The 24,909-nt window shown below is 26.0% G+C and carries 21 protein-coding genes and 1 pseudogene; 3 read left to right on the top strand and 19 right to left on the bottom strand.

The annotated features are described in order from the left end of the window. Positions 1-129 precede the first annotated feature (129 nt). The 5 genes from AAHN02_RS01510 to AAHN02_RS01490 form a co-directional block, all read right to left on the bottom strand. Positions 130-2,460, bottom strand: a complete 2,331-nt coding sequence (locus tag AAHN02_RS01510; protein ID WP_342277936.1) for a hypothetical protein — start codon at positions 2,458-2,460, stop codon at positions 130-132. A 179-nt stretch (positions 2,461-2,639) separates the two neighbouring features. Beyond that, entirely contained in the window at positions 2,640-3,584 is a 945-nt protein-coding gene (locus tag AAHN02_RS01505) for an IS30 family transposase (RefSeq protein ID WP_342277809.1), read from the bottom strand. Positions 3,585-3,733: 149 nt separating this feature from the next. Beyond that, entirely contained in the window at positions 3,734-4,261 is a 528-nt protein-coding gene (locus AAHN02_RS01500; RefSeq protein ID WP_342262732.1) for an L-threonylcarbamoyladenylate synthase, read from the bottom strand. A 12-nt stretch (positions 4,262-4,273) separates the two neighbouring features. Then, on the bottom strand, positions 4,274-5,482 hold the full coding sequence (locus tag AAHN02_RS01495) for a hypothetical protein (RefSeq protein WP_342277935.1): 1,209 nt from the start codon (positions 5,480-5,482) through the stop codon (positions 4,274-4,276). Between the two features lie 30 nt (positions 5,483-5,512). Further along, positions 5,513-5,884, bottom strand: a complete 372-nt coding sequence (locus AAHN02_RS01490) for a hypothetical protein (RefSeq protein WP_342277934.1) — start codon at positions 5,882-5,884, stop codon at positions 5,513-5,515. A 132-nt stretch (positions 5,885-6,016) separates the two neighbouring features. Between AAHN02_RS01490 and AAHN02_RS01485 the strand changes: the two genes are divergently transcribed. Beyond that, positions 6,017-6,961, top strand: coding sequence for an IS30 family transposase (locus AAHN02_RS01485; RefSeq protein ID WP_342277933.1), 945 nt, complete (start codon positions 6,017-6,019; stop codon positions 6,959-6,961). A gap of 139 nt (positions 6,962-7,100) precedes the next feature. Here the strand turns inward: AAHN02_RS01485 and AAHN02_RS01480 are convergent, their stop codons facing one another. The 8 genes and pseudogenes from AAHN02_RS01480 to AAHN02_RS01445 form a co-directional block, all read right to left on the bottom strand. Then, positions 7,101-8,693 carry a hypothetical protein gene (locus AAHN02_RS01480; RefSeq protein ID WP_342277932.1) on the bottom strand — a complete coding sequence of 531 codons (1,593 nt, stop codon included), beginning with the start codon at positions 8,691-8,693 and terminating at the stop codon, positions 7,101-7,103. 57 nt (positions 8,694-8,750) lie between these two features. Continuing rightward, positions 8,751-9,593, bottom strand: coding sequence for a peptide chain release factor N(5)-glutamine methyltransferase (prmC, locus tag AAHN02_RS01475; protein ID WP_342277931.1), 843 nt, complete (start codon positions 9,591-9,593; stop codon positions 8,751-8,753). A 2-nt stretch (positions 9,594-9,595) separates the two neighbouring features. Next, positions 9,596-10,675, bottom strand: a complete 1,080-nt coding sequence (prfA, locus tag AAHN02_RS01470; protein ID WP_338967721.1) for a peptide chain release factor 1 — start codon at positions 10,673-10,675, stop codon at positions 9,596-9,598. Continuing rightward, on the bottom strand, positions 10,626-11,279 hold the full coding sequence (locus AAHN02_RS01465; protein ID WP_338967720.1) for a thymidine kinase: 654 nt from the start codon (positions 11,277-11,279) through the stop codon (positions 10,626-10,628). Before AAHN02_RS01465 ends, prfA begins: the two co-directional genes overlap by 50 nt. After that, on the bottom strand, positions 11,279-12,232 hold the full coding sequence (locus AAHN02_RS01460; RefSeq protein ID WP_342277930.1) for a bifunctional oligoribonuclease/PAP phosphatase NrnA: 954 nt from the start codon (positions 12,230-12,232) through the stop codon (positions 11,279-11,281). Before AAHN02_RS01460 ends, AAHN02_RS01465 begins: the two co-directional genes overlap by 1 nt. Positions 12,233-12,248: 16 nt before the next feature. Beyond that, positions 12,249-14,180 carry a hypothetical protein gene (locus AAHN02_RS01455; RefSeq protein WP_342277929.1) on the bottom strand — a complete coding sequence of 644 codons (1,932 nt, stop codon included), beginning with the start codon at positions 14,178-14,180 and terminating at the stop codon, positions 12,249-12,251. Positions 14,181-14,401: 221 nt separating this feature from the next. Then, positions 14,402-14,614 (bottom strand): annotated as a pseudogene (rpmE, locus tag AAHN02_RS06395) (50S ribosomal protein L31); the annotation flags it as partial. Between the two features lie 281 nt (positions 14,615-14,895). Then, positions 14,896-16,125, bottom strand: a complete 1,230-nt coding sequence (locus AAHN02_RS01445; RefSeq protein WP_342278177.1) for an Mbov_0401 family ICE element transposase-like protein — start codon at positions 16,123-16,125, stop codon at positions 14,896-14,898. 475 nt (positions 16,126-16,600) lie between these two features. Between AAHN02_RS01445 and AAHN02_RS01440 the strand changes: the two genes are divergently transcribed. Then, a complete protein-coding gene (locus AAHN02_RS01440; RefSeq protein WP_342277928.1) occupies positions 16,601-16,954 on the top strand; it encodes a helix-turn-helix domain-containing protein in 354 nt (117 codons plus the stop codon). Here the strand turns inward: AAHN02_RS01440 and AAHN02_RS01435 are convergent. The 5 genes from AAHN02_RS01435 to AAHN02_RS01415 all read right to left on the bottom strand — a co-directional run bounded on the left by AAHN02_RS01435 (position 16,938) and on the right by AAHN02_RS01415 (position 22,162). Next, positions 16,938-17,882, bottom strand: a complete 945-nt coding sequence (locus AAHN02_RS01435; RefSeq protein WP_342277927.1) for an IS30 family transposase — start codon at positions 17,880-17,882, stop codon at positions 16,938-16,940. The two genes, AAHN02_RS01440 and AAHN02_RS01435, sit on opposite strands and share 17 nt — an antisense overlap. A gap of 90 nt (positions 17,883-17,972) precedes the next feature. Continuing rightward, a complete protein-coding gene (locus tag AAHN02_RS01430) occupies positions 17,973-18,203 on the bottom strand; it encodes a hypothetical protein (RefSeq protein WP_342277926.1) in 231 nt (76 codons plus the stop codon). 544 nt (positions 18,204-18,747) lie between these two features. Beyond that, positions 18,748-20,043, bottom strand: a complete 1,296-nt coding sequence (locus AAHN02_RS01425) for a hypothetical protein (protein ID WP_342277925.1) — start codon at positions 20,041-20,043, stop codon at positions 18,748-18,750. A 31-nt stretch (positions 20,044-20,074) separates the two neighbouring features. Next, the gene (locus AAHN02_RS01420; protein WP_342277924.1) at positions 20,075-21,628 is read right to left on the bottom strand and encodes an ABC-F family ATP-binding cassette domain-containing protein; all 1,554 of its coding nucleotides are present in this window, start codon (positions 21,626-21,628) and stop codon (positions 20,075-20,077) included. Between the two features lie 147 nt (positions 21,629-21,775). Then, complete coding sequence (locus AAHN02_RS01415; protein ID WP_342277923.1) at positions 21,776-22,162, bottom strand: hypothetical protein; 387 nt, start codon at positions 22,160-22,162, stop codon at positions 21,776-21,778. A 58-nt stretch (positions 22,163-22,220) separates the two neighbouring features. Between AAHN02_RS01415 and AAHN02_RS01410 the strand changes: the two genes are divergently transcribed. Continuing rightward, positions 22,221-23,165, top strand: a complete 945-nt coding sequence (locus AAHN02_RS01410) for an IS30 family transposase (protein ID WP_342277922.1) — start codon at positions 22,221-22,223, stop codon at positions 23,163-23,165. A 133-nt stretch (positions 23,166-23,298) separates the two neighbouring features. On the opposite strand, the gene AAHN02_RS01405 is transcribed toward AAHN02_RS01410, so the two are convergent. Beyond that, positions 23,299-24,900 carry a CTP synthase gene (locus AAHN02_RS01405; protein ID WP_342277921.1) on the bottom strand — a complete coding sequence of 534 codons (1,602 nt, stop codon included), beginning with the start codon at positions 24,898-24,900 and terminating at the stop codon, positions 23,299-23,301. Between the last annotated feature and the right edge of the window lie 9 nt (positions 24,901-24,909).

The following is a 24,909-nucleotide window of genomic DNA, read 5'->3' as shown; positions in this document are numbered from 1 at the left end:
ATACACACGATACCGTGCGTATCTAAATAAAGTCCTTTATAATAATAACTAATTTATTATAAAAATGCAACATATCCCCAAAATAAAATCTAGAACTTATATATAATTAAGTTCTAGATTTTAGAATAACTAACCGCCTTGATAACAAATAGGACAACTATCATTAGTAAATATATAATTTGGATATTGCGAATGATAATGCTCTGCAATTGCTGCTACATCAAATTGTTGATTAACAACAGATTTATTATATGTTTCTTGATTCGGTAAATTAATATTTAATGTTGGTTGTTCATAATAATTAGATTTTGTTTGATATCTTGCTTGCACATATCCTTGTGGATAGGAAACTGCTTCTTGTATTCCTACTGGATTAGCTCGGCGCTGCATTGTTTGGTCAAAAATTCCATAAGAACGACTTTCGTGATTCTTCTTTTTGTCCTGTTTTGGTTTCTTATCTTGTTCTTCAATCGGATTATATTCATACACCGGACTTTCTAACTCATCTGGTTTTCCTGGAAGATTAGCAAATAAAAATTTTCTTGTCTTTTGTGGAACAATTTCAACAGTTTTTCCTGTCATCGATGAATGACAATAAATTTTATTAGGCTCAATGTCTGTATCATCAGCTTCATTTTGTTCACCTAATGCCACTATTTGTTCCTGAACTTGTGAATATTGCTGTCCTTGATAATACCCATTAGCAAATGACTGCTTCACAAAATCATCTTCCCTACTACCAGTTTGTGAACTATTACTCATCAATGGTTGTTTACCATCGTCATCCTCCAATTCACTTGGAGCAACATATGAACACTCCTCCGGTTGCTTAACTTGTAAATATTCATTATTAATATCCACTTGGTTTTTACCATCAGCTTCCTTTTGTTCACCTAATGCCACTATTTGTTCCTGAACTTGTGAATATTGCTGTCCTTGATAATACCCATTAGCAAATGACTGCTTCACAAAATCATCTTCCCTACTACCAGTTTGTGAACTATTACTCATCAATGGTTGTTTACCATCGTCATCCTCCAATTCACTTGGAGCAACATATGAACACTCCTCCGGTTGCTTAACTTGTAAATATTCATTATTAATATCCACTTGGTTTTTACCATCAGCTTCCTTTTGTTCACCTAATGCCACTATTTGTTCCTGAACTTGTGAATATTGCTGTCCTTGATAATACCCATTAGCAAATGACTGCTTCACAAAATCATCTTCCCTACTACCAGTTTGTGAACTATTACTCATCAATGGTTGTTTACCATCGTCATCCTCCAATTCACTTGGAGCAACATATGAACACTCCTCCAGTTGCTTAACTTGTAAATATTCATTATTAATATCCCCTTGCTCCTTATCATCAGCTTCCTTTTGTTCACCTAATGCCACTATTTGTTCCTGAACTTGTGAATATTGCTGTCCTTGATAATACCCATTAGCAAATGACTGCTTCACAAAATCATCTTCCCTACTACCAGTTTGTGAACTATTACTCATCAATGGTTGTTTACCATCGTCATCCTCCAATTCACTTGGAGCAACATATGAACACTCCTCCGGTTGCTTAACTTGTAAATATTCATTATTAATATCCCCTTGCTCCTTATCATCAGCTTCCTTTTGTTCATCTGATGATATCACATTATTTTTTGAATCTTTTTGATAAATCGGTTCTGCAATTATTTTACGAATCGCATCACCATCATCTTTATTCTCTTTTAACAACATTGGATTTAAAATATCTGGTAAGGATGCTTTTGACTTTACCACCAACTTATTGTTATCAATTTCATTAGTTTCATAGTCTTTATCATTTAAAAACTCTGACTGTAACTGTTCTTTTACTAAAGACAATGATTGTTGTGCTTGAATACTATTTTTTCTAATATTTACAATTTCGTTATTAATATCTAAATAATTTTCATTACTAATTTTTCCATCACCCGCAGTAATAATATTACCAATTTGGTATTCTTTATGATTAATAGAATTTTTAATTAATGATAAGAAGGAATTTTGTAAAAAAAATAACCCCATTGCTAAAACTGCTAAAATAAATGAAAATCATCATATTCCCGTAAAAATAATCATTAAAACCAAAATAGTAAAAATAATTCCCGTTAAAGCAAAATTTGTATAAAATAGTCTAATTGCCACTTTATGATTTTTACGATGACGAATTTGTGATATTACTATTGTTACTAAAACAAAAAATAAAGTAATTAAAATTCCAAAAAATACATAAATTACAAGATTACTCATTAAATCATTTTTTAATTTAATTAATGCAAAAGAAAAATTTTCTTTACCAAATCTTAAAAATAATTTTTCTAACCAAATTTCATTAGTAATAAAATTAAAAATAATTGGCATTGATAACACTAATAAAAATACCCCTAAAAGCGTAGATAAAAATATCATTATTGCTCCCATAATCATTAATGTCATTGCTTTTCACCCCTTAATATCCATTTACTTAAATTCAAGAAATAAACCATTATTTTCCTTTTATTTTATTAAATTATACACCATTTTATAAAAAAATTATTGAATAACTTCAATAAAATAAAGAGTTTTTATATATTATTAATTAAATTAAAAATGCCAAATTGTAAAGTTAAGTGCAACTAAATTATTTTTCTAACCAAATATTCGATTGGCGAAAGATAATTTAGTATTTTTCTTGGTCTTTGGTTTAAAGACAATATAAATTTATGAACTGCATTTTTATTAGTGTTTGAAAAATTAAATTTTTTAGGAAATTTTTCTCTAATTAAACCATTAGTATTTTCATTAGTACCTCTTTGTCAAGGTGAATATGCATCAGCAAAATAAATTTTCACATTTAAATTTTTTTCAAGTTGTTGTCAATTAGCAAATTCTTTACCCCTATCAAATGTTATAGTCTTAACAAGATTATTTGGAAGAATTGATAAATAATGACTAATATTTTTGTTAATAACTTTAGTAGTTCTATTTTCAACTAATATTGCTAAAGTAAATCTTGATGTTCTTTCAACTAAAGTTATTAAACATGATTTACTTTTACCTCGTGATGATACTACAGTATCACCTTCTCAATGGCCAAGAGTTATGCGATTATTAACATTTCGTTCTTTAATGGATTTACCATTAAATTTACCCCGATTTTCTTGAGATTTTCGTTTCTTACCTTTTCTTCTTAAATTTTTACTAGTAACCTTTTCAAGTAATCCAGAATAAATTCAATTGTAAATTGTTTTAAAACTAATAATTCATTCTTGATGAAAATTTTTAATTCTGCCATAAATTTGTTCAGGCGATCAACCTAATAATAATTTTTGTTGTACATATTTTACTAATTCTCTATTTTTAAATTTATGAAAATAAACATGTAATTGTTTTCTATTTTCTGCTTTATTTTGTGCAATTAATGAAAAATAATGATTATTATCTTTATTTCTATTAACTTCTCGATTAATAGTACTAATACTTCGATTAAGATTTTTAGCTATTTCACTAATTTTTACTTTAAATTTCAATTGATTCTCAATATAAATTCTTTCATCTATGCCAAGATGTTTGTATCCCATATAAAAACTCCTTAAATTTACTTTTTCTAAAATAAACTTAGCATCATGAAATTTTTATATGAAATCTTTTGCAATTTTATTTACTTGCACTTACAAGTATAATTCAGCTAATATATAAAAAATATTAATACAATAACGCCTAATATAACTTATGAACGAATAATAACAATCTCACTACCTGTAGCATCAATAATTGTTGAAGCCTTTTGGTCAATAATACCCCCATCAACAATAAAATCAACTTCAAGTTTATTCTCATTAACAGTTATAATTGGATTTTCATTATGAATATTAGCACTAGTGGCAAATAGTGGTCCTGTTTGATAAACAATATCTTGTAACCAGCGATAATTGGTAATTCTAATCGCTATCGTTTCTGTGACATTCACTTTTTGTTTAACAATAATTGTTATTTTCCCCCGAGGATACGATTCATATAACTGTTCAACTTGCGAAGTAATAACCCCAATATCTTTTGCCATTGCAATATCACTAACAATAACTGCCAATGGTTTATTTTTATCTCTTAATTTTAAATGCGAGATTCTTTTAGCGACAAATTGCGAAGAATAAATTCCCACTAAACCATATACGGTATCGGTAGGAACAATACCAACTTGCTCGTTTAATAAATTATGAATAACAAGATTTTTTTGTTCTAATGATAATATTTGCATAAACTAATAAAACTATCTCGGTACCGATTCTTGCAAATACTTTTCAATATCATTATCCATAATAGTTATTCCTTCATTAAGACTTTTCTTAAAAGCAGAACGACTAGTACTATAAAAATTATTTACCTTATTAGCATAAGAATTAAATCATTTACGAGCTAAATCAGAAATAAATTTGCTATCTAGTTTATATAAAATAGCATCTTTTAAATATCCAAAAAGCGGTTCGTGTTCTAACGCTACCCGATAGATTAAGAGCATTACCCGATCAACATCAAGATCCAAACCACGGTCATAACGATTATAAAAAATATTAATTAACTTCGCAACACGAGCATTACTTTGTGCCATATTAATACGATGCAATTCCTGAACTAAAACAAAATCCTTTTCATATTCATTTTTAATTTGCTGTGTAAATCCCATTGTTGCTGGTGTAATATTTGGTAACGGATTTACAACTCCCAAGCTATTAAATTCTTCATTTTCTTTTATTAATGGTTTAATATTATTATCCTGTAATAAATTTTCTTTAGCATAAAAGTCATTAATATCATCGCTTTTAATATTCATTGTGGCACTTAAACTACCATTATAACTAGGATTTACATAACCAGCATAAACATTATTAATATTAGGGATATATTCCGTTTTTGGTTCTTTATTATTATATTTCATATTTTGTAAATTAGAATTTAAATTAAACGCTGTTCCATCCTCAAAACTATTTTCTAATAGCAAGTTATATTTTAATAATGAATTATAATTCATTGCAAACTCAACAATAGCAACAATTTTAGCAACGATTACTACTCCGCCGATAATTCAAATTGAACGACTATTTAACCACGAAATACTTAAGCCACTGTTACCACCATCCATATATATTGCTAATGATATTTGTGAATAAAAAGATAACATTAAAGATATTGCCATTGATAATGATAATAAAAAAATTCAAGCAATAAGATATTTACTTTGTTTAGTTTTATAATTTTTAAAATTTAAAAATAAAGCAACAGCAATACTTATTAAACTAATAAGTAGCGATAATAATGGTAACAAAAGAATTTTTGTTGAAGACAATAGTAAAGAATCTTTAAAAACATCACTTCAAAGAACAACTTCACTACTTAGGTAATTAGCAATAATAAAATATACAAGGTTTCATATTAATATTACATTAGCAATTAAATAAAGCCATTTTTCTTTTCTAATCATATTATCTCTACCTCACACTAGAAACTAATTCTACTTTATTAGATGCTTTTTTTCGCGCTCTAATAATTTTTTATATTTGTAATTATATCACACAACAATTGCATTAAATATTAAGATTGGAATAAATATTAAATAAATTAAATAATCCGCATTCTGATAAACAGCATTTCCCACACTAATCGGCAATTTTCTTAAACTAAAAAAAGTCGTTATCATTAACAAAATAAAAGTAGTATAAGTAAGAAAACGATTCAAAAGATATCATTGATAATAATCACTAACAGTTAAAAATGGTCGGTTCCACAGCGGATAAAACTTAATCATAATAAATAATGCTTCACTCAAATAAAGAACAGCAACAATGCTAATACCAATAGCTCAAATTAATGTTGAAAACTCCAATGGGGCAGCTTTATAATTATATGTGCTGAATTATACTTGTAAGTGCAAGTAAATAAAATTGCAAAAGATTTCATATAAAAATTTCATGATGCTAAGTTTATTTTAGAAAAAGTAAATTTAAGGAGTTTTTATATGGGATACAAACATCTTGGCATAGATGAAAGAATTTATATTGAGAATCAATTGAAATTTAAAGTAAAAATTAGTGAAATAGCTAAAAATCTTAATCGAAGTATTAGTACTATTAATCGAGAAGTTAATAGAAATAAAGATAATAATCATTATTTTTCATTAATTGCACAAAATAAAGCAGAAAATAGAAAACAATTACATGTTTATTTTCATAAATTTAAAAATAGAGAATTAGTAAAATATGTACAACAAAAATTATTATTAGGTTGATCGCCTGAACAAATTTATGGCAGAATTAAAAATTTTCATCAAGAATGAATTATTAGTTTTAAAACAATTTACAATTGAATTTATTCTGGATTACTTGAAAAGGTTACTAGTAAAAATTTAAGAAGAAAAGGTAAGAAACGAAAATCTCAAGAAAATCGGGGTAAATTTAATGGTAAATCCATTAAAGAACGAAATGTTAATAATCGCATAACTCTTGGCCATTGAGAAGGTGATACTGTAGTATCATCACGAGGTAAAAGTAAATCATGTTTAATAACTTTAGTTGAAAGAACATCAAGATTTACTTTAGCAATATTAGTTGAAAATAGAACTACTAAAGTTATTAACAAAAATATTAGTCATTATTTATCAATTCTTCCAAATAATCTTGTTAAGACTATAACATTTGATAGGGGTAAAGAATTTGCTAATTGACAACAACTTGAAAAAAATTTAAATGTGAAAATTTATTTTGCTGATGCATATTCACCTTGACAAAGAGATACTAATGAAAATACTAATGGTTTAATTAGAGAAAAATTTCCTAAAAAATTTAATTTTTCAAACACTAATAAAAATGCAGTTCATAAATTTATATTGTCTTTAAACCAAAGACCAAGAAAAATACTAAATTATCTTTCGCCAATCGAATATTTGGTTAGAAAAATAATTTAGTTGCACTTAACTTTACAATTTGGCATGAAAATAATAAAGTGTTCAAATGACTAAAAAGTGACTAAAAAATAATAATATATTAGTCAAAAATCAAATTAACATTGAACGATTATATACAAAAAACATTTTATTTTCCTCTTTATTTTTTGGATATTTTTTTTACTTTCTTAACTCTTTTTTTCTTTTCTAAAATAAAATTAGGAATTGTCATTTTTATTTTTAAATTATCTTGTTGATAAATTTTCCATAACAAAATTGAAATAATAATTGAAAAGACAGCAAGAACAATAATTTCAACACTAAACACAATTCACTCGCCAGTATTAGAAATAGCACCCCCAAATAAGGATGATTTATAATATGATATATGAAAATCAGGATATTTTTCTTTAAGTTTATAAAGCATATCATTAGCAACAGCAATTAAATTATTAGTATTAGTTTGTGAATATGTAAAAAGAAATAAACCAGCAAAAAGAATTGGCAGAAAAAAAGTATAAAATAAAATTATTGAACCACGAGATAAATAAGATATCCTTTTAATAAAAACAAAAGATACACTTCAAATAATTATTAAAAATGTTAAACCTAAAATTGGCGCAAACTGCACAACAAAAACAGTTGGTAAATTAGGATAATAATAAATTGGTGCTAAAATTTCAATCAAAAAAGTTTCACGAATAATTTCTTGTGGTTGTCCAAGGATTTCAAGAATATTTCTAGGATTATTATGACCATAAGGAAATTTTGATAACAAATCATAAAGATTTACTAAATCTTTATTAAGAAAATTAGCAATAATTAAAATAACTTCAATTAAAATAAATATTGAAATTAAAAAAATTGAAATTCGCAAAACATTTCAAATTGTTGGTTGTTTAAAAGAAACCCAAGTTTTTCGAAACCAATTTTGACCAAATAATAAAATTTTTTCCCGTTTATTAAAAACAAAAGCCGGTTTCACTAAATGACTAGCATAACTAGTATAATCAAAAGCAACAATTAAAGAAACTAATGTTGCTTGAATAAGAAAAACTCATCAAATACCAACTTCACTAATTCAATCATTAGTATTTCCTTTTAAATTAATTAACTTTTGATAAAATTCTTTAAAAAGAAAATTTTTAAATCACTCAATAGCTTCAGAATGAATTTTTTTACCAGATAACGCCACTAAAAATTCATGAAATTCTTCACTCGCAAAATGATAAGGATTGGGAATAATGATAATATCTTTAGCATCCTTAACTTTTACTAGCGAATTTAAAGTTGCTTCATTAGTTCATTGATATTTATATTGCCCCACAGCTAATAATCCAAAACCAACAATTGTTATAATTCAAAAAATTAATAAAACAACTACTAATGCCCTTGTTGTTTTTCACTTTTTATTTAAAAAAAATGCTCCCCCTAAAATAATAAAAATTCCTAAAAATACTAATGAAGTTCCCGTAATTGTATAGGCAAGTTGTGCATTCATACTGGAAATTATTTTAAAATCATAAAAATCAGATAAATATTGCAAAAGGATTTTAGTATTTTCCAAAGAAAAATTATAGGTCTTTTGAAAATATTGTAAGTAATCTTCTTCTCTTGTAAAAACATTAAAATCATTAGTAAAAGTTGTAACTAATGAATCATTAACCAAAACAATAAGAAAAGCAATTCCCGGTGCTAACAAAAGAATTAAAAAAAGTGATATTAACAATGGTTTTGTTGCTTTACCCTTCATTTCATTTCACCCAATTCTTTATTTTCTAATGTCATTATTTTACTATAAAATTATTTATTATTCATTGTAAATAAAAAGCATTCTTCATCGACCACTAATATCTTTAATAAATTCATATTCACTAGTTGCAAAATATTCCTTTACTAATACTTCTAAAGCCGCTTTTTGTGAATAACCAAATTCAAAGGCTAATAAATATTTATTGTTCATTATTGTTTTTACTTGTTTAAAAATTAATTTATAGAAAAATAAACCATTATCAGTAGCAAATAATGCTAAATGCGGTTCATAGTCTTTAACCATATTTTCAATCTGTTCATCAATTCCAATATAAGGGGGATTACATACTAAAATATCAAACTTATCATCATTATTAACAAAGGACGCTAACAAATTACTATTAACAAATTTAATATTTTGACAATTAAGATTTAGCGTATTAGCTTTTGCAACTTTTAAAGCTTCACTACTAATATCACTAGCAACAACTAAAACTTTTGCTTCTTCTAACGCTAAACTAATAGCAATCGCACCACTACCCGTAGCAACATCAAGTACTTTAATTTGCTTTACATCTTGAAAATAGTCATCAACATAATACAAAAGATTTTCTACTAATTCTTGCGTTTCAGTACGCGGAATAAAAACATTGGGGTTAACAATAAAATCACGCCCCAAAAAAGTTTGATAACCTAAAATATATGCCAACGGTTTTCCCTGTAAATTAATATTAATTAAAGCATAAAAGTCTTCTTCACTAACTTTACTTTCAATATCTAAATTGGCATATAATTCTTGCAAGGAATAGTTTGCTAAATGAGCTAATAATCATTTACAATGGTGACTACGATAATCAACATATAATTTTTCACCCTTTTGTAATAACTGATGATAGGTCATAACTAATCTTCCATTCCCATTTTTCTTTTTTGTTCATCATCAATTAAAGCATTAATAATCTCATTAAGTTCACCCAGCATAATTCGATCAAGTTTATTTAATGTCAAATTAATCCGATGGTCACTAACACGATTTTGAGGATAATTATATGTTCGAATTTTTTCTGCTCGCACACCACTACCAACAGCACTTTTTCGTAATGTTCCCATTTCACTTTGCTGAGCTTCAAGTTTAGCTTCATAAATTTTAGCAAGTAACACTTTTAAAGCCTTATCCTTATTATCATGTTGACTGCGACCATCTTGTGAAGTTGCCACAATTCCAGTTGGTAAATGAGTAATGCGTACTGCTGAATCAGTAGTATTAACATGTTGCCCCCCAGCACCAGAAGCCCGATAAGTATCAATTTTTAATTCTGACGGTTTAACATCAACATCTAAAGCACTAGCTTCGGGTAAGACAACAACCGTAGCTGTAGAAGTATGAACTCTTCCTTGTGATTCAGTTTTAGGAATTCTTTGCACGCGATGACTACCAGCTTCAAATTTCATTTTTGCATAGACTTTTTCACCTTTAATCAAAAATGAAATTTGCGAAAAACCACCAGAATTTGATATTCGTGCATCCAAAAGTTCTGTTTTTCAATTTTGTGATTCACAATATCGTAAATACATCCGATATAAATCACCAGCAAAAATATTAGCTTCATCACCACCAGCAGCACCACGAATTTCAATAATAACATTTTTATCATCATTAGGGTTTGCTGGCAATAATGCAACTGTTAACTGCTGTTCAACAAATAATAATGATTCTTCATTACCTTTTAATTCTTCTTTTGCTAAATTTAACAAATCAGCATCTTTTTCATTTTGAAAAATATTTTTAATTTCTTGAAGATTGCTTTCAATACTAAGATATTTCATATATAGCAATACTGTATCATTAAGTTTAGCTCTTTCTTTAGATAACTTAGTTAATAATTCAATATTATTATTAATATCGGATTGACTTAGTAAACTATTAATTTCATTATAACGATGTTTCATTGTTTCCAATCGTTCTCGGGTTTTGACATTCATTTTTATTCTCCTTAATATTAGTTTGTGGATAATCATTAACAATATGACAATGACGACAACGCGCTTCATAAAATTCATTAGCACCAATTAAAACAATCGGGTCATGATAACTAGCAGGAAATCCATTAATTATTCTTTGCGTTCTTGTTGCCGGCGAATGACATTTTACACATATTGCTTCTAATTTAGTAACAAATTCAGCTCGCGTTAATAGTTCTGGCATACATTTAAAAGGTTCACCACGAAAATCTTTATCTAAACCAGCAACAATAATTCTCTTTCCCTGATCTGCTAATTGTTCTAAAACTATTAAAATATCACTTGTAAAAAACTGAATTTCATCAATCGCAATAACCTCGGTATCATCATCTAAAAATTCAATTAATTGTTGCGCATTACAAATTCTTATTGCTTTAATTTTTCTATTATTATGACTAACAATTTCTTCTTCTTCATAACGATTATCAATTAATGGTTTAAAAATTTGAATTTTTTTATTAGCAAATGATAACATATTTATTCGGCGGATTAATTCCTCAGTTTTACCAGCAAACATACAACCACTAATTACTTCAATTCATCCATCTTTATAACGCACATACATTATTTCCCCTCACTTTGATTAATATTTTTTGCTAACAAATTTAAATCATTTAATAAGGCATCAACAGTATGTCAAGAATTAGTTTTTACACCAGCTGCACGATGATGACCACCGCCACCATATTTTGCTGCTAAATCATTAATTTTCAAACCAGTACTCCGAATACTAATTTTAATAAACTCATCATTTTCATCTTGACTACAAAATGCTCATATATGTATTCCCAAAATCTTCCCTAAGAGATTAACTAAATTATTAGCTTTTTCTTTAGTAATTAAAAATTCTTTCAAAATATCTGGTGTTAACTTTAAAAAAGCAACGCCATTGTCAGTAACCGTAAAATTACTCAAAGCAAACGCTTGAAATTTTATAATATTCATTGGCCGTTGATACAAATTATTATAAAGTTGTTCAATATTAAAACCCGTTGTCATTAAAAAATTTGCTAATAAAAAAGTTTCTGGTCGCAAATTACCATAAAGAAACCTTCCCGTATCAGTTACCATTCCATGAAATAGTGCTTTAGCAGCCTCCTTTGTAACTTGCAAGTTATTATCTAAAGCTAACTTTGCTACCATTTCACTTGCTGATGGTGCCACATCATCAATTCACTCTAAATCAGCATATTGTTCATAAAATGGATGATGATCAATTTTAATCTTATATTTTCCTTTTTCTCATCCACTGCCATCAATTCGCTCGGCATTAGCACAATCACCAATAATTACTAAAGCATCACGATAGTCTTCTTCCTTAACATCATCACAGATACCAATATAACTCAAGTCTAATAAACTAACACCCCCAGTTAAAACTCTAATATGAGGCAAATTTAAACAAATTAAATGTTTTAAACCAAATTGGACACCATACGCATCACCATCAGGACTAATATGGCGCAAAATTATTACCGTGGAATATTCTTTTATCTTATCTCAGATTTGTTTTGTCATTTTTTATTATTCTCCTCTATCATCTCTTAATTAATTGATCGGTTTTACTATCAAACAAATAAATACCCCCTGACAAAATATCAAATTTAATTTCTTCTTTTAAAAATTTTTTATTATTTGATGGTGGAGTTATTACTTTAATAATTTTATTATCATTTAAAATTACATCAAGTAATCAATCACCTTTACGCATTTTTTTTAACTTAATAACTCATCCATAAAGGGGTTGCTTATTAATAATTTTTATTTTATGTTTGTAAAAATCAGGAACAATTTTTTCTGGTAAAATACCAACATTAAAACTAAAATTATTATTTTCCATATAAAGTGTCTTTAAACTGACAATATTAATATTATCAATTAATAATCACGATTCAGTATAATTAAAGTACGCAAACCAATTTAAATGTGGGGAACTAATCGCCTGTAAAACATCCTTATTAAAAGGTTGAGCAATAATATTTTCTTTTGTATCTTGCTGAACAATATCACCATTTTGTAAAATAATAACTTTTTGGGCAACATCAATAACACGATAACCATATTTACTAATAATAAGAATCGTTAAATTATAATGCTTTTGAAGTTTTTCAATTAAATAACCAAACTCATTTTTATACTGTTTAGATTGTTTAACTAAAGTATCATCAATAATAAGTAATCGTTTTTGTTGAATAAGAGCAATAGCAATTTGCAACTTAATGCGATCTCAACCCGTAAATTGTCAAATAAAACTAAACTTTAAGCCTTTTAGCTCAATATCATCAATAATATTCTTTACTTGTAATCAAGCTTGCTGACGAACCCTAATAACTGCTCTACTAGCAGTATGAACTTCATTTTTAAACTTTTTTACACTAATTTTATCAAAACCATTTAAAAGCAATTGATGATAAATATAGGTTTCATTCATAATTTTTCCTTGAAGCATTTTAATTTCTGAAACTAAAATTTCACTAATAATTTGCCCTTGTTGAAAATAAAATTCATTGCGGTATTCTCTTGTTACCTGTTTTCACTGCTTAAATTTATTACTTTTTTTTAAACGAATAAAATCAGCATTTTTATGTTGATACTCAATGCTTTTAACTAACTTTCAAAAATTTTTCGCATATGCTTTCGTATCAATTTCCGCTTGTAAAATATTTTTTCTTAACTCAGTAATTTCCCCATCTAAAGTTTCTAAAAACTCATTAGCAACAAATGTTACTTCTTTCATCTTAAATGAACGCTTATTTTCCTTATGTCCTTGATGACAATGACAACTTTTTTCCATTCTTGTTAAAATAAAAATTTTATCTCATAAAGCTTGTAAAAAAGTTAACCGACTATTTAAAATTGTTAATTTTTCCGCTTCTACAACTCAACTTTGAAATCTTTGCATTAAAATTGAAGTATTATTAGCATTAACATCATTCATAATTTGTTTAATTGCTGTTTGATGAAATTTGTTAATAAACTCATAATATTTATTAATCCGTGTTTCTTCAAGAATCCGACTATTTTTAAGAAAATTCTCATTAAAATCTCGTAATTGGTCTTTATATTTTTTCTTATCAAGATTAATACCATTATCAATTAAATCATTTAAATGATGTTTAGTATCACGATAATCTTGTTTAGCTTGCAAATAAAAATTTTTATTTTTTAAATATAAACTAGTTAATTTTCAAGGAATTGAAAAAATTGAAAAAAGAAATTTTTGTGGAAAAATTAATGCTAATGGGCGTTTTTTTGGTAATTGTGTTGTAATATTTTCTTCATTAAAAATTATTTGCCCAGTTTCTAAATTCTTGCCATCTTTAAAAGCTTTAAATAAAGCATTTTTTTCTTCATAAGAATTAGTAAGTAAAACACAAACATCATTATTAGAAATATTAAAGGAAATATTTTTTAAAATAACAATATCTTTTTGTTTAACAACAATATCCTTAAGTTCTAATATCACAAAATCACCTATTTCTTAGTCTCATTACATTATACGACAAACTAAAAATAATACGAAAAAACTCACTATAATTTGTTTTAGTGAGTTTTAAACTATTTGTTTAAAGAATCTTTCAAGTCTTCTAATGATATCTCTTTTAACTTATCACTTTTTTTACTTGCATTTTTAACGATTGGTTTTTGATTTTTAGCATTTGCAATTTGTTGCTTTAAAATTTCTTGTTGTTTTGCTTGTTGCTTAGCAAACTTTTCTACTTGGCCATCAGCACGCATTGATTGTTGTTGACCAGTATAAAAAGGATGACATTTTGAACAAGCATCTACTCTAATTTCTTTTCCCTTAGTTGAACCAACAGTAAAGACATTAGAACATGTTATACAAGTAATTTCTGCTTCATAATAGTTAATAGCATTCTCTTGATCTTTTTTATTCATTATTCCACCTCTAAAATATTTTCACTATAAAATAATAACATATATTATGTTAATTACAAAATCAGCGTTTTTAATCGGTCGCGTTTAGTTTTCTTAGGTATTGCTTTGAAGAAGTAAAACAATCAGCTAATTATATTATTTAATTACTAAACTAACCCTGCCTTCCCTTATTATTGTCATTTTTATTCATTACTATTTTATCATATTATTGAATTTTTACACAATAAAAATTATTAATTTTATTAAATTTTCACTAATATATATTAATTTTATATTTTTACTTACTTAAATCTATTATATTTATTTGTTACAGCATTACCTTTATAATTAATTCAACTATCATCATTTTTATTATTATATTTATTTCATAATGAATTTTTATATATTTCTTTTCTGATTTCTATTTCTGAATTAATATTTTCATTAATATAATGTAATACATTTAATTTGTTTAAATTTGCCATTCTTAAATGTAATAAGTTATTTAAATTCTTATGATTATATATTTTTGCTCCATATCCTAATTGTTGTTTTACTAAATGTGATACATCACTCTCGATGCTACAACCGATATTTCATTCTAAATTTTGATTATGAATGCCGTGCTTATTATTACTGAAATAATTACTCGCCCTCCTTAAATTTGTTTTAATATCTTTATTTAATTCATTTTTAGCGACATTACGAATGTTTTTTATCAATTCTTGATGATTTCCATTTTTATATAATTCAATTCAACTATTTAGTGTTACTTTGCGATTTTCAAAAATAATATTAAATGTCGCTTGTTTTAATTTTTTAATAGTGTGATAACCATCTAAAATATATCTAACATTACCAAAACTATTGGCAATTTCTCTAATTCAAGTAGCACCATCGCCACAAACAATTATTTTGTCATAATTAATATTCACATAATGTTTTTGTAATTCTCTAATTAATAAATCACGATAATCAATCGTATTTATTCGTTTACCAATTTTTAACATTAGAAAATGACCTCGTTTGTTTTCTAATTCTCTACGAGCATTTTTGTAATTATTTTCTTTATGTCCGGTATGAAAAGTAGCTAAACGAATTCTTTGGTCTTGTTTAACTTTATTATCTAATGTCGCTAAAAATGCCTCATCTAGTTGAATATATAAATCATTATTTTTAACATCAATTCTAGTTTTAGTTTCTTGTTCTGTTAGTTGAAAATATTCAGCAATATCGTATTTATTTAAAATATTTGAAATACTAGCTTTTGAAATATAACAATGATTTAGAGCATCTAAAACATCGCGATACCGTTTACCATCACCCAAAAGACTTAAAACTTTAAATTGGACATCAAAATAAATGCGTTGTTTGGGCAATAAACCAATTTCTTTATCTAATAAACATACATATTCAAATTTACCTGATTTTTGATTTCAATATTTATATCGGCGTCGTTTAAAAATAACTTCACCAAAAATTGTAATAATTGTTCTTGTTGCAAAATGAACTACTTTATAACCTTGTTTTAAACGATAATGATATTTATATAAGTATTCATCTAATTTTTCATATTCGTTAGCTAATTGTTCACATTTGTTAGTTTACATATTTTTATGCGTTGTAAATAAACTTAATCAATGCTTGTTTTCTATCGTTTTTAAATTATTATTAATTTTTAACATAAAAAATCACCTTTCTTGGTAGTAATTTTAATAAAGTTTAATTTATTTGCTTCAATAATACAATTTTCAGTTACTATCATAGTATTGCAAGAAGCCTATTATAGTAAAAGTAGAATTTTTTTGTTTGACGGTATATAATGAAACTGCAAAGTGAATAGATTCCAGACTAAGATTTGGAAAAAGCATGTTGATTATTTAATAAATTTTATTAATTGCTGAATTATACTTGTAAGTGCAAGTAAATAAAATTGCAAAAGATTTCATATAAAAATTTCATGATGCTAAGTTTATTTTAGAAAAAGTAAATTTAAGGAGTTTTTATATGGGATACAAACATCTTGGCATAGATGAAAGAATTTATATTGAGAATCAATTGAAATTTAAAGTAAAAATTAGTGAAATAGCTAAAAATCTTAATCGAAGTATTAGTACTATTAATCGAGAAGTTAATAGAAATAAAGATAATAATCATTATTTTTCATTAATTGCACAAAATAAAGCAGAAAATAGAAAACAATTACATGTTTATTTTCATAAATTTAAAAATAGAGAATTAGTAAAATATGTACAACAAAAATTATTATTAGGTTGATCGCCTGAACAAATTTATGGCAGAATTAAAAATTTTCATCAAGGCCAAATTGTAAAGTTAAGTGCAACTAAATTATTTTTCTAACCAAATATTCGATTGGCGAAAGATAATTTAGTATTTTTCTTGGTCTTTGGTTTAAAGACAATATAAATTTATGAACTGCATTTTTAGTAGTGTTTGAAAAATTAAATTTTTTAGGAAATTTTTCTCTAATTAAACCATTAGTATTTTCATTAGTACCTCTTTGTCAAGGTGAATATGCATCAGCAAAATAAATTTTCACATTTAAATTTTTTTCAAGTTGTTGTCAATTAGTAAATTCTTTACCCCTATCAAATGTTATAGTCTTAACAAGATTATTTGGAAGAATTGATAAATAATGACTAATATTTTTGTTAATAACTTTAGTAGTTCTATTTTCAACTAATATTGCTAAAGTAAATCTTGATGTTCTTTCAACTAAAGTTATTAAACATGATTTACTTTTACCTCGTGATGATACTACAGTATCACCTTCTCAATGGCCAAGAGTTATGCGATTATTAACATTTCGTTCTTTAATGGATTTACCATTAAATTTACCCCGATTTTCTTGAGATTTTCGTTTCTTACCTTTTCTTCTTAAATTTTTACTAGTACCCTTTTCAAGTAATCCAGAATAAATTCAATTGTAAATTGTTTTAAAACTAATAATTCATTCTTGATGAAAATTTTTAATTCTGCCATAAATTTGTTCAGGCGATCAACCTAATAATAATTTTTGTTGTACATATTTTACTAATTCTCTATTTTTAAATTTATGAAAATAAACATGTAATTGTTTTCTATTTTCTGCTTTATTTTGTGCAATTAATGAAAAATAATGATTATTATCTTTATTTCTATTAACTTCTCGATTAATAGTACTAATACTTCGATTAAGATTTTTAGCTATTTCACTAATTTTTACTTTAAATTTCAATTGATTCTCAATATAAATTCTTTCATCTATGCCAAGATGTTTGTATCCCATATAAAAACTCCTTAAATTTACTTTTTCTAAAATAAACTTAGCATCATGAAATTTTTATATGAAATCTTTTGCAATTTTATTTACTTGCACTTACAAGTATAATTCAGCATTAATTGAAATTATTTGATATTTACTATCTTTTATTATTCCGATGCAAATAGAATTTTCATATTTCCCTTTATAAACAAATCGTTTTGGAAACCAAATACCGATTTGTTCATTAAATCACGGAATTTTTGGGGCTTTAATAAGCATTGCGTTTTGCGTTTCTTTTAAGAGATATTTTTTAGTATTTAAGAAAATGTTTTCAATGTTTTTCATAATAAATTACCTTTCTTATAGATAAACTAAGTTATATTAACTAAGTTAGTTAACTTAGTTTTTTAAACACTTATATATCGCAGATTTAAGTGTTTAACAAGCTTTGTTAATAAATTTTATTTTTTTATTAGATAAAGATTTTAATAATTTTAAACTTAACATACCCCTATAATAGAAATTTCTACACTTTAACATCCGCATCCTACCCTTGGAACTAATTTAATAGCGTGTATATTTTTAGGAAATCCACCCATTCATTTTTTTATTGCAAAATGAAACAAATTGCTATAGCTAATAGGGTGTTATCTATTAACTGGTAAACTCTTCTTTTGGTTATGGCGACCACCCACAATTTATCGTGCTTTAATACATACCAACATTATTAATTCACTTGTATTTAATTTTCAAAGAACAAATTTTTAACACCTTATAAAATAAAAAGACAATCATTGCTGACTGCCTTAATACTTATTCAAATATTTACCTACCTAACAAAACTTTATGCGCCCTTTTTAATCTATCTTGTTGCCAACAACATTATCGCTTACGCAAGCAATTTTGTTCCAATAATCTCATAATACTTATTAGGTAAGTATTCCAAGAAAAACTCATTGAGTATTGTTCAGCGAACCGATAATTGATCGCTTGGCATACTAATCGGTTGTAACAACCATTGACTAAATAACTCTGCAAACTGTTCTTTTAAACTAACAAACTTACCATAGTTACTATCAACAAATAATTTTGATACTAAAACACTAATTTTTGCTTCTGAATTAGAAAAATATATTTTGCCATTTATATCAATAAATTTAATCTTACTTGGAAGATACCCCAATTTACTAGCAATAAAACGAACAAATTCTTGGGATGCAGAAATTTTTGTTTTTTTTAATTTTCACCCCTTTTTATATCACGCTTGATTTTTATTAGTAGATTTTTGTAATCCATTTTTAAATCATTTATCTAAACGAACTTCATCACTAGCATTAGTTTTATCTGGTAAAATATTACTATTTAACTGCTCAGGAAAAAAATTTAACAAGTTTTCTAACGCATGACCATACTCATGAATAATCCCAGTAGTAACATTACTAGTAGAAAATTGACCATTACAATATTGGGATTTAATATGGTCTTTATCAACAATACTTGGTCGCAAAGCAATAAACTGATAACCATATTGTCAATCTAAAACCGTAACCCCTAAGGTATTTTCTGAATCAGTCTGTAAATCAAAACTATTAGTAACCAAAAGGGCAACTAATAACTTAGCAACATTTTTTTTACCATAATATTTACTTAAATAATTATACATCGCTAACAAATACTTTGAATCATTACCAATTTTTTGTTCCAATAGTTTCAAATCAAGCATTGGTTTTTGTCCATCTCTTAAGTCAGTATTTTCAAGATTTTTTACTAAATCATCATAACTTGAATAATAATCTCTTAACAATAATGAACTTTGTTTATACTTATTATATTGCTCTGTACTTTTATTAGAAACTTTTAAAATCTCATTATAACAAGATTGTAACGCTTTTCTTTCAGCAATATTGTTTTTCTTTCTATTAATAGTTGCTAAATATTTCATATATTTTGAATCACCATCATCTGATGGTGATTCAAAATCTAAATTCCAACGATGAAAAATATCTTCTAAGTTTAACCCTTCACTTTTAAGATTAACATTCTTACCCTCAAAAGCACAATTATAATTAATTAACGAATCATTATCATTAGATAATTGATAATCATAAAAATTAAAAGCGTTACACCCTACTAACAAAAACAATATGATAATAATATTAACAACTAATGGTGTTTTTTTAATCATTGTTATCCTCCCTAATTATCACTTATTTTAATTACTTTATTTTATCATTTTTTATCATAAAATCTATAAAATTTAATGTTTTATCCACTCAAGAAGTATTAAAATTAATATCATGACTAGTCAATAATACTGTCCCAGAATAATTGGTTATTGCTTCTAATAATGAATCCTTAGCTAAATCATCTAAATGATTAGTTGGTTCATCCAAAATTAACAAACTACAAGGAATTAAAGATAAAACTGCTAACCGAACTTTAGTTTGTTCTCCCCCTGATAATTTATTAAGGGTTTGCATCGCTAACTCGCGCTTAATTCCAAAACTAGCTAATATTTTCCTAATTTCACCATCATCTATTTCCGGATTTAATGATTTTAAATATTGTATTGGCGATAATTCAGGAAAATTATAAAACTGCTTAAAATAACCAATCGTAACATTATCACCAATCGTAATTATCCCTGATATTGGTTTAATATTACCAGTTAAAGTTTCTAGCAATGTTGTTTTTCCAATCCCATTATAACCTTGCACCAATCATTTTTCACCTTCTTTAATCGTAAACGATAATGAATTAATTAACGGTTTAGTATAACCAATCGTTAAATCTTTTACTTTAAGAGTAACCGATGTTAAACTTCGGCGATACTTAAAATTAAAATTTGGTTTACTAATTTTTTGTGGTTTAGCAATAATTTCCATTTTTTCCAATTGTTTTTTTCGTGACTGGGCACTTTTTGCTGTTGACTTTCTAGCAATATTTTTATTAACATAAGTTTGTAACTTATCAATTTTCTTTTGTTGTCCTTGATATTCCATTAAATACTGTCGTTGATTTAATTGTTTAAGTTCTAAATAATGATCAAAATTACCAACATAACGAACTAAATTAAAATTTTCAATTGCATAAATAATATGAGCAACTTTATTAACAAATGCTTGGTCATGTGATATTAATAAAAATGCATACGGATATGTTTGTAAGAAACTTGCTAACCAATTAACTTGTTGGGTATCTAAAAAGTTAGTTGGCTCGTCTAATAACAAAAAGTCATTTTTTGATAATAATAATTTTGCTAAAAGAATCTTACTTTTTTGGCCACCACTTAAACTAGATAATTTTTGTGCTAATGATGATTTATCAATTGCTAAACCGATAACTAAATTATTAATTTCTTTTTCAACATTATAAAAATCACTATTATCAAGTTCAGTTTGCAGTTTTAAAGCTTTATTTAAAATTTTTTCTTCATAATTCAATGATAATTGATGATATAATTCATTAATCATTTGTTCCTTTAAAAATAAATCTTTATATGCTGTTTTTAAATAGTCTAATGCTGAAATATTATTATCAACCAATTGATGTTGATCTAAATATCCCATTTTAACATAAGGAAAAAAAATTAAATCAATTTTATCAGCACTAACTTTACCAGAAATAATATTTAATAATGTTGTTTTGCCACTACCATTAGGTCCAATCAAAGCAATATGCTCACCAACATTAATTTTCATTGTTGCTTTTTGATATAACGATTTACTACCCGTACTATGATTTAATTCTTTAATAAATAAAATACTCATTGCTTCTTTCACCTCAAATAATAAGTTAATGATAACTTGTTTTAAAAATTTTTTATATTTCATAAAAAATAATTAAGTTAATAATAACTTAATTTAAAAACCTTTATATTTTTAACTTTACAATAATATTATACTATAAAGATTTAATTAATGAAAATTCCTAAACTCAACAACTCCTAAAAAATTATCAACAGATTTTCAATACTCATTTGTTAAATAATCAAAAAAATCATTTAAAATATTTCATTTAATTGGCAGTTCATTTTGATAATAAGGCATTAAAAATCATTGCGAAAATAAATCACTAAACGAAACTTTTAAAGTATCATTTGCTCTTAAAATACTATTACCAGTAAGAAGAATTTTTAAAATCGTAATTAATTCTTCTTTTTGAAACTTTAAATATTTATCATTTTGATTTTTAAACTGCATAAAAAGTCATTCATCAAATACCTTATTAAGATTAAAATTAATTTTATTATTAGCTGAATTATACTTGTAAGTGCAAGTAAATAAAATTGCAAAAGATTTCATATAAAAATTTCATGATGCTAAGTTTATTTTAGAAAAAGTAAATTTAAGGAGTTTTTATATGGGATACAAACATCTTGGCATAGATGAAAGAATTTATATTGAGAATCAATTGAAATTTAAAGTAAAAATTAGTGAAATAGCTAAAAATCTTAATCGAAATATTAGTACTATTAATCGAGAAGTTAATAGAAATAAAGATAATAATCATTATTTTTCATTAATTGCACAAAATAAAGCAGAAAATAGAAAACAATTACATGTTTATTTTCATAAATTTAAAAATAGAGAATTAGTAAAATATGTACAACAAAAATTATTATTAGGTTGATCGCCTGAACAAATTTATGGCAGAATTAAAAATTTTCATCAAGAATGAATTATTAGTTTTAAAACAATTTACAATTGAATTTATTCTGGATTACTTGAAAAGGTTACTAGTAAAAATTTAAGAAGAAAAGGTAAGAAACGAAAATCTCAAGAAAATCGGGGTAAATTTAATGGTAAATCCATTAAAGAACGAAATATTAATAATCGCATAACTCTTGGCCATTGAGAAGGTGATACTGTAGTATCATCACGAGGTAAAAGTAAATCATGTTTAATAACTTTAGTTGAAAGAACATCAAGATTTACTTTAGCAATATTAGTTGAAAATAGAACTACTAAAGTTATTAACAAAAATATTAGTCATTATTTATCAATTCTTCCAAATAATCTTGTTAAGACTATAACATTTGATAGGGGTAAAGAATTTGCTAATTGACAACAACTTGAAAAAAATTTAAATGTGAAAATTTATTTTGCTGATGCATATTCACCTTGACAAAGAGGTACTAATGAAAATACTAATGGTTTAATTAGAGAAAAATTTCCTAAAAAATTTAATTTTTCAAACACTACTAAAAATGCAGTTCATAAATTTATATTGTCTTTAAACCAAAGACCAAGAAAAATACTAAATTATCTTTCGCCAATCGAATATTTGGTTAGAAAAATAATTTAGTTGCACTTAACTTTACAATTTGGCTTAATTAATATTAAAATGCGCAATTGCATAATTTTCTTTTCTCGCTTTTTGCAACATTGCTGTTGGATTAACTAATTTTGTCATTTCTATCCTCCAAGATTAAAATTTGTTAATATGCTTTAATTACTGCTTCAATAAATCCAATAAATAATGGATTTGATTTGCTTGGTCGGGAAGTAAATTCAGGATGAAATTGACTACCAATAAAAAACGGATGGTTCTTTAATTCAATAATTTCCACTAAAAATTGTTCTTTATACATACCACTAAAAATAATTCCTTTTTCTTTAAATAAATCCAAATAATCATTATTTACTTCGTAACGATGCCGATGGCGTTCTTGGATAACCTTCTTCTTGTATAATTTCGAAACATGCGTTTTATCTTCAATAGTAATATCATAATTTCCTAGTCGCAATGTACCACCAATATGATCAGTTGAGTTTTTTCCTCTAATTAAATGTAATATCGGATTTTTACATTCAGGAAAAAACTCCTCAGAATGAGCATCTGGTAATTTACAAACATCTTGGGCAAATTCAATTAATGCCGTTTGCATGCCTAAACAAATGCCAAAATAAGGAATATGATGTTTTCTAGCATACTTAGCAGCTAATATTTTTCCTTCAATGCCCCGATAACCAAACCCACCAGGTACAATAATACCTTTACAATGTTTAAAAATATTTTCATAATTATTTTCATCAATATCATTGGCACTAATTCATTGTACTTTAACTTCAACACCTTTTTCATAACCAGCTAACTTTAATGACTCTAAAACTGATAAATACGCATCCGGTAATTCAATATACTTACCAACTAAATAAATTGTAATAACTTTATTTTTAGCATCACTAGCTTTTTGTAAAAACAATTTTAATTTCTTTAAATTATTATGTTTAATTTTTAAATGTAGCAACGAAGCAAGCGTTGTTAAAATATCTTGTTCATAAAGAACAATTGGTACTTTATAAATATTATCCACATCATAAGCACTAAAAACAGCATTACGATTAACATTACAAAATAAAGAAATTTTATCAATTAATTGTGCTGATAATTCTTGTTCACTACGAGCAAGAACAATATCTGATTGAATTCCTAACGACAATAATTCTTTAACTGAATGTTGAACTGGCTTTGTTTTAAATTCACCACTAGCAGCAATAAATGGTACTAAAGCAACATGAATAAATAACACATTTTCTTTCCCTTTTTCCATTCTTATTTGCCGAATCGTTTCAATAAATGGTAATGACTCAATATCACCAACTGTGCCCCCAATTTCACCAATAATAATATCGGCTTTACTAACAGTTGACGCTAAATAAATCTTATTCTTAATAATATCTGTTAAATGCGGTACTACTTGAACTGTTTTACCTTCATAATCACCATTCCGCTCTTTTTCAATTACTTCTAAATATGCTTTACCAGCAGTAATTGATGAATAGCAAGTCAAATTTTCATCAATAAAGCGTTCATAATGACCTAAATCTAAATCAGTCTCACTACCATCAGCAGTAACAAAAACCTCACCATGCTCATAGGGATTCATTGTTCCTGGATCAACATTAATATATGGATCAAATTTTTGCATAAAAACCTTTAATCCACTATCTTTTAAAATATGACCAATTGAAGCGCCAGCAATTCCCTTACCTAAACTGGAAACTACACCACCCGTAATAAAAATATATTTTGTCATTATAATTCA

The sequence above is a fragment of the Spiroplasma endosymbiont of Nephrotoma flavescens genome, from assembly GCF_964030835.1.
Lineage (GTDB): Bacteria > Bacillota_I > Bacilli_A > Mycoplasmatales > Nriv7 > Nriv7.
This window is presented reverse-complemented; position numbering and strand designations above follow the sequence as displayed.